At 70.5% G+C, this 7689-nt stretch carries 5 protein-coding genes; all 5 read right to left on the bottom strand.

All coding sequences use genetic code 11. From position 1 onward, the window contains the following. Positions 1-417 precede the first annotated feature (417 nt). The 5 genes from IEZ00_RS35835 to IEZ00_RS35815 all read right to left on the bottom strand — a co-directional run bounded on the left by IEZ00_RS35835 (position 418) and on the right by IEZ00_RS35815 (position 7436). Positions 418-1200, bottom strand: a complete 783-nt coding sequence (locus IEZ00_RS35835) for a hypothetical protein (protein ID WP_189227797.1) — start codon at positions 1198-1200, stop codon at positions 418-420. 19 nt (positions 1201-1219) lie between these two features. Further along, a complete protein-coding gene (locus IEZ00_RS35830; RefSeq protein ID WP_229796442.1) occupies positions 1220-5740 on the bottom strand; it encodes an RHS repeat-associated core domain-containing protein in 4521 nt (1506 codons plus the stop codon). A 158-nt stretch (positions 5741-5898) separates the two neighbouring features. Further along, on the bottom strand, positions 5899-6204 hold the full coding sequence (locus tag IEZ00_RS35825) for a type VII secretion target (protein ID WP_189227795.1): 306 nt from the start codon (positions 6202-6204) through the stop codon (positions 5899-5901). Beyond that, on the bottom strand, positions 6204-6659 hold the full coding sequence (locus IEZ00_RS35820; protein WP_189227794.1) for a YbaB/EbfC family nucleoid-associated protein: 456 nt from the start codon (positions 6657-6659) through the stop codon (positions 6204-6206). The genes IEZ00_RS35825 and IEZ00_RS35820 overlap by 1 nt, the downstream gene beginning before the upstream one ends. A 3-nt stretch (positions 6660-6662) precedes the next feature. Beyond that, complete coding sequence (locus IEZ00_RS35815; protein WP_189227793.1) at positions 6663-7436, bottom strand: LysR substrate-binding domain-containing protein; 774 nt, start codon at positions 7434-7436, stop codon at positions 6663-6665. Between the last annotated feature and the right edge of the window lie 253 nt (positions 7437-7689).

Genomic DNA, 7689 nt, shown 5'->3' with positions numbered 1-7689 from the left:
CCACGACCAGACCGTGCTGACGGTGCCGAAAACCCGCTTGTGCCACCCGCCATGCCCGCTCGCCACCCGCGATCAGGTCCTCCAACCGCTCCGGCCGGACCCCCGCCGTCTCCGAATGCCCTCGTGCGAGCCTGGCAGCAGCGGAAAGAGGCGGAGACCGCGACGAGGCCGCCCGTGTGCCTGGTCGGAAAGTGACCGTGAGCGATCGGAGGTGGTCCGTGGCCCGGAAGTGCTCGTCGGGCCGGCGTGTCGTGAGATCGTCGCAGTGATGGCTCAGTTTCCCGCTCCGGCGCCCTCACCGGAGGGCACGACTCGCACCACCACGACCGGAACGCCCGATCGTAGGAGCGCAAGCCGGAACGCCAATGCCACTTCCGGTACCGCGCGCCGACCGGCCCCGGTGACCGGGGCGCGCGGTCAGCTCTTGTCGATCGCGGACTCGCCCGACGTCCGGTTCGGGCCGTAGAGCACTCGCTTGGTGAACTCGACCAGGTCGTCGAAGTCCATCCGCTCCGCTGCCGCGTTCTCCGGACCTTCCTCGATCGCGGTGTAGTAGGTGTTCTGGAACGTCACCCGCCACACCCGCCGCTCGAAGTTCTCGAACTCGACGAAGCCGTCCTCCCGCTCGGGCAGAGCGGCGAACTCGTGGACGACCCTGGACGGGTTGGCGAAGCCGCGCTCGGGGATCTCCCGCCCGGATGCGGCGCGGTGGCGCATCTTCAGGTACGGGTTGGGTTCACGGTCCCACCTGGACGGTTGGGCTCCTGCCGCACGCGTGTAGCGGTAGGCCGCGTCGTCCTCGGTCTCGGCACCGGAGAACTCGCAGCGGTAGGCCGGGAACACCGCCCTGGTCACCTCGTGCACCTCGGGCTTGTCCGACTGGTACTTGTGTATGTCGGGGCTGACCGCGACCACCGTGTCGAACCCGAAGCCGGGGTGCTCGAAGCCTTCCACGACCACCAGGGGGCGCTGCGGCGGTGCGATCAACTCGGCGTCGTGCTCCCGCGTGAACGTGATGACCGCACGCGCCAAGCCCTCGTCGTAGGAGTTGTGCGCGTAGCACTGGAAGGCGTGCTTGCCATCGCGGCTGAGCACCGCGGAGTGGCCGAACTTCGGCGCGTGCGTCCAGAACCAGGCGTCGGGCACCCCGTCGATCGGCACAGCTCCAGGGATCGCCGCGAAGGTCGCCGCCAGGTCCACGTTCCGTCCTCCGATGGCGTCAGGTGCAGGAGTAGTTGGGGCCGGGTGGTGTATCGCTGTAGCGCTCGGTCAGCTGGGCACCGCGCCGGGAGTTCTCACTCCTGGTCATGGCTTCCATGTCGTCGGTCTGGTTGTACCACGCCTCGCGCTGGGCACGGGTCTGATCGTAGCCCTCTTGGTTCCAGTGCTGTACGACAGCCGGGTTGTGGTCATAGGTCAACTGGTCGAACGGGATGGTGTTTCCGTTGGCGTCGACCCAGGTGAGCTGGTCGCGTGGAATGGGCACGCCGCTGGCGTCTACAGGGCGCGCGCCCTGCGCCTGTCCTTCCAGGGTCCAGTTGGTGGCCATCGCGTCGTGCGTGGAGTCCCAGTAGGTGTGCGGGTACTCGGTGCTGCGGTTGTGCGTGCTGCTCGGCGGCGCGTTGGGATCGGTGGCGTACCGGCCGTCCGGTCCCCGGTGGCCTGCCAGGCCGAACGGGTCGCAGACCACGAGCGGGTTGACGACGTAGGTGTAGTGGTTGGCCGAGGGGCGCAGTCCGACCGGGTCAGGGCTGAGATAGCGAGCGGTCGTGGGGTCGTAGTAGCGGTGGAAGTTGTAGTGCAGGCCGGTCTCGCGGTCGTGGTACTGGCCGGGGAAGCGCAGCGGGCAGTCGGTGCCGCCGCGCGAGTGCAGCGCCAGTTCTTCGCCCCACAGGCTCTCCGTGCGGTACCAGGAGACCCTGCCATCCGGCCCGACCAGTTCGGTGGGTGTGCCGACCAGGTCGGACACGATCGCGTGGAACTTGGTGTCGATCACCTCGTCCGGCGCGCTCGCGAGCCAGGAGCGGCTGGTCTGGGCGAGAGGTTCGCCGGTGCCGCCGCGGTAGTCCCACGACGTCGCCGTCACCAGACCGGCGCGGGTGTGCCGCTGCTCGGCCAGTTCCGCGCCGTCCCAGGCGAAGGTGGTCTCGTCCAGCACCGTGCCGTGCTCGTCCAACCGCTGCTTGGCCACGCGCCTGCCGAGCGGGTCGTAGAGGTACCGCCAGGTGGCGCCGTCCGGTGTGGTGGCGCCGACGAGCTGGTGGTGACCGCTCCACCGGTAGGTCCACACGCGCAGCTGACCGGACAGGGTGCGCCGGGTCTGGCGGACCAGGCGGCCCGCGTCGTCGTACTCGTAGCTGGTGCGTCCCGCACCGCGCAGCAGCAGACCGTCGAGCACGCGAGGGCCTGCCGAGTCGGACGGCGTCGCGGGTTGTGCGGCGGCCAGGTTGCCCAGCGCGTCGTAGGTGTACTGCTCGCGCCAGGTCGCCCCGGTGACACCCGCGACGCGGCCCGCCCGTGTGAGCTCGTACAGGCGGTCGCCGCGCAGCCGGTCGCCGATCGCCGTGGCCACGCCGTCCGCCCGGTAGCGATAGGTCCGCTGCTGCACCGGCACGTAGTGCTGGGCGGGCACGTCGGGCGTGGTCGGGTCCGGTGAGGGATGCGCCCACACGTTCTGCGCTGCCAAGCGGCCTGCCGCGTCGTAGGTCTGGGTCAGCGCGGCGCGCGCCCCGAGGCGGCGGGCGACTTCCCGGCCCGCGAGGTCGTAGTCGAAGTGCAGCGCGCCCGCCGTGCCGATCAGCGCCGCGGGCTGCTGCGTCGGTGCGTACTGCCACGTGGTCTGCGCACCGGAGGGCGTGGTGCGGCGGACGCGGCGGCCGAGCAGGTCGTACTCGTTGCGCACCGCCCGCCCGTCAACCGCTTCGAGCACGGGGCGGCCCAGTGCGTCCCGCTCGTAGACCACCTCGGTGACGCCGTCACCCGCGCGCCGCAGATAACCGGCAGGCGTGTACTCGAACTCGACCGGCCGCTCCCCCGCGACGCGCTGCACGAGGATCCGGCCGCGCGCGTCGCGCACCAGCTCCAGCACGGCCCCGCCAGCTTCGGCACGGCCCACCTGGCGCCCGGCGGCGTCGTAGCGGTAGGTCACCTCGCGGCCAGTGAAGTCGTTCTCCCGGACCAGGTTGCCTGCGGGATCGTACTCGTATTCCCAGGTCAGCCCCAGTGGGTTGATCACCTTGACCAGTCGCAACTCGGTGTCGTACACGAACGCGTACCGGGTGCCGTCCGCACCCGTGCGGGCCACCGGCAAGGTGAACGGGCCCACCTCGAAGGTGGTTCTGGCGCCGTCGCCGGAACGGCTGGCGAGCAGGTTGCCCTCGGCGTCGTAGGAGAAGTCCTGACGGGTGCCGTCCGCGGAGACCTGCCAGGCGAGCCTGCCCTCGACGGTCCAGCCGTAGCGGGTGACGGCGCCGTCGGGTCCGGTGGTGGTGACGAGCCTGCCGAACCCGTCGAGGTCGTAGCGGGTGGTGGCGCCGAACGGCGTGGTGGCCGACCTGGGCCGGCCCGTGGCGTCGCTGGTGAATGTCGAGCGGGTGCCGTCCGGGGCGGTGGTCGCGATGAGGTGGCCGCGCGCGTCGAGCTCAGAGGTCGTCACCGCTCCCACCGGGTCGGTGGTCGTGAGGACCGCGCCGGTGTCGGAGTAGGTGTGCCGCCACTGGACACCACCGGGCTGGACCACGCGAGTCGGCATCCGCCAGCGCTCGTCGTACTCGATGGACGTGACCGTGCCGTCGGCGTGCTCCACCCGAACGACGTCGCCCTCGTCGTTGCGCACGTACCGGGTGGTGTTGCCCAGCGCGTCGGTGCGCGACAGCAGGCGGTGGTAGCGGTCGTACTCGGTGGACTCCTCGTTGCCCAGCGGATCGACCACCTTGGTGAGGTGGTTGTGCACGTCGTAGTGGTAGTGCGTGACGTGCCCGAGGCTGTTGGTGACCGAGGTGATCCGCCTCCGCAAGTCGTAGTGGAACTCGGCGTCCAGATGGCCGCCCTCGCTGTGCCCGCGCGCCACCCGACCATCCGCGCGGTACTCGTAGTCGTAGCGGAACCCGTTGCGGTCGACCCACGCGGTGATGCGGTCGGATTCGTCGTACTCGTAGCGGTACGGCAGGCCACTGGAGTTGACGATGCCGGTCAGCCTGCCGCGCTCGTCGTAGAGGTAGGACACGACGGCGACACCGTGTCCCTGCTGGTCGATCAACCGCAGCCCCGCGACGCGCGGGCCTCGCGGCCCTTCCACGACGTCGACGGCGATGTAGTAGCCGCCGGAGTGGCGGACCGCCAGCGGCAGGCCCGCCGGGTCCCGCACGTAGGCGACCTCGTGACCGTCGCGGTCGGTCAGCGCGGTGATCAGCCGGGTGCCACTTCCGTCGGCACCCGGTCCGAAGTGCCGCACCCAGCCCGATTCGGGGTCCTCGACGCGGTAGGTATCGCTTCCGGTGTCGTGGCTGAGCGGCCACCGCGCGCCGTGTCGCGGCAGCACCGGTCCCTCAGCCAACCGCGGGTACGACAACACCTGCGCGTCGTCGCCGAGGTACCGGATTCCGTCGTCGGTCACCTCGAGGCGCTGATCCAGCGTGGAGGACCAACCAGGCCCGTGCAGGCGTCCCTCGCCGTAGTCCGAGGCGTAGGCACGGCGCAGCACCAGCGGCAGGAGACCGGGCAGCGCGACGTCGACTTTCGAGGTGATCATCTGGCCGGACACGACGTCAACCGGGTCGCCGCCCTTGCCGTCGCAACCGCCATTGCCCTCCGAGCGCTGCCCCCCGCCGTCGCCGTCACGCGGCGGTGGGTTGTCGCCCCTGGGATTGCCGGTGCCGGACGAGTCGGGTTTTCCGTTGGGACTGCCCGACGTGCCATCGCCCGGACTGCCCGACGGGCTGGTGGCACCGCCGGAGTCGGCGCCGTTGGGACCGCGGGTGGTGGGCGCCTCCGCGCCCGACTGGTGGGTGGAGGGGCCGTCCGCGCCGGACGAGGACGTGGTCCCGTCCGTCCCACGCGGTGCCGCCGACGGTCCGCCGTGGCCTGACGGCGAGGTCGTGCCGCTCGGGCTCGTCGTGCCGCTCGGGCTCGTCGGGGCGTCACCCCCGCGCATGAGCTTGGCCAGCTTGGCCATGATTTCATCGAGCTTGTCGATGACCTTGCGAATGCGTGGCGCGACGTTGCCGATGGTCTTGACGAGCTTGCGGATGAGGTCGCCGATCTTGCTGACCACGCGGGAGATCGCGTTCACCGCTTGGCCGACGATCACCGGTGTGGCCAGCCCTAGAGTGGCCACGGCCTCCAGCGCCCACGCGATGAGCCTGCCGATCAGCTCGGCGACGATGTCGCGGACCGTCTCGCGGACGAACGCGACGACCTCGCCCATGATCATGACGCCGGCGGAGACGCCCTCCGCGAGCACGCCCGCGCCCGCCACCGCGTCGGCGACCTGCGCCGAGTGCGAGCGGTAGGCGTCGGCTGCGGACCCGATCCAGCCCGCCGTGCCGTTGTTGGCCTCATTGGCGTAGTCCTGCGCGATGCTCGCGACTTCGGTGGCCACGTTCGCCCACGTCTCGCTGAAGGAGCGGATCACCGGTGGATCGCCCGCCAGCCAGTCCAGTGCCTCCTTCAGCGGTTGGACGTGCTCGATCAGCCAGGACACGCCGTAGGAGGCGAGCGTGCCAATCGGATCCACGACCATGCTGAGCACTTCGAGGCCGACACCGACACCACCGAGCCCGCCCGCGACCCAGTCGCCGCTGGCCAATCCGCCCGCGAGCCCCTGAGCCGATTCGAGGATCCCCACACCGGTGACAGCCGTTGTGTCGGACTGCGGCTGAGCGACCAAGGGGTTCTCGGTCATGACGGACCGCCGAACCGAGCGGCCTCCGCGCTCTCCTGAGCCCCGTAGGATTCGGCTGTCCTGCGCATCCGCTCCGCCGTGTCGGCGATTGCCTCGACCCCCTTGGACAGGGCGGTGACCCCCGTCTCCTCGAACGGCTGGAGCATCGCCGCGAACGGTTGGCAGATCACGCCGTAGGCGCTGTCGTTCATGGTCACCTGGCGGGCCGCGTCGACCGCCGCGCGGAGCCGCTCGGCGAACCCGTCGACCTTGCGGGAGTGCGCTGCGAGTTCATCGACCAGGACTTCGTACCCGGCTGCCATCAGCGACCACCGTCCATGAAGCTGTTGTTGCTGAAGTCCTCGGGATCATCGGGGGCGCGCCTGGGCCGCGGATCCGTCCCCGGCGCGCTCTCGGGCCCAGGGAAGTTCGCCCTGGCCTCGGCGAGCAGGTGCCGAGTCGTGGAGTCCTCCCCCACCGTGTGCGACATGATCTCCGCCAGGCGCTCGGGGTAGCGCGACTGCGCCTGCCGCATCGCCTCCATCACGGCGGCGGCGATGCGCTCGGGCTCCATCTGCCGCACCTTCGCCGTCATCGTGACCCCGGTGGGGATGCCGTTCGCGCCGACCGTCACCACGACCGCACCGTCCGCCGCCGAACCAGTGACCGACACCTGCTGCACTTCACTGCTCATCGCCCGGTAACGAGCGGCCTTCTCGGCGGCGTTGCGCTCCCAGTCGTCGACCATGCGCTCGATGTCGGACAGCGATCGATCCATGATTCACCCTTCGGCGGAGAACCTGCCAGCCGATCCTCCATGACGCCGTGCGAGACGTCCTCGAGTTGCCCCCGCGCCACCCGTCCGGCCTATCGCGGCGGAATTCCGCGCATCGGTGCAAGTCAACCGGGGCGACCGGTCACATCGAATAGCGGCGCGGCTTTCCGGACGCCCAGCGGAGCCGCGCCTGCCGACAAGCCCATCCGGGCAGTTCGTGGCGTCCGCACCGATGCCGCGCAGGGCAGTTGTGCTGTGCCTGCTGCCCATGAGCGCTCGGGACGAGGACTTGGGATCCCCGCGCTCCGTCAGCTCCGACTGCCGGTGCATCGCCCGGACCACTTCGACGGCCACGACTTCGACGGCGGGCGGCACTCGGCTTCCTCGCCGCAGGGCGAGCAGGACGTCGCGGGAGACCTCGGGATCGGTGAGACGGGCACCGGTGACTCGTCCGGCCGCCACGTTCTCGGCGATGCTCGCGGCCGGGAGGCCGCTCCACACGTCGGTGGTGGCGACCAGCTTCTTCCGCCCGAGCATCGAGTTGGTCTGGCACGTGATCGCGGGCTCGACACCAGCGGTGCGCAGTGCCTGGTCGATCAGGCTGCGCAAGCCGTGCCCCTCGACGGAGAGCGCCAGCCCTGCCGGAACAGGCGGGTCCAGGGCACCGTGCCGTGGTCGGCGAAACCGTGCGGGGTGGTGCGACCGCCCACGACGTCCCACTGATTCCAGCAGCGGTGCGGCGACGAGTTCGACAGCGCTTTCCAGCAGGTCCGATGTCACGATTCCCGGACGAGCTGCCGGTGCGGCCGGATCTCGGCCCTGGCCCGCTCCAGTTCCAGTCGGCCCTGGTCCGCTCCAGTTCCAGCGGAGCGCGCCGCGCCCGCCTGAGCGAGCTACCCGTCATCATCCGCATCGTCACCACCCTGGAGCGCTGCCGTACCGGTCAGCACGGGGAACATCGACGTCGTCCAGGTTCAGCGGGCTCAGGTCGCGACCCGGCCCAGCAACGCGCTGGCCCTGGTCGGGCGGGTCG

Source organism: Saccharothrix coeruleofusca (assembly GCF_014648515.1).
In the GTDB taxonomy this organism is placed as follows: Bacteria; Actinomycetota; Actinomycetes; order Mycobacteriales; family Pseudonocardiaceae; genus Actinosynnema; species Actinosynnema coeruleofuscum.
This window is presented reverse-complemented; position numbering and strand designations above follow the sequence as displayed.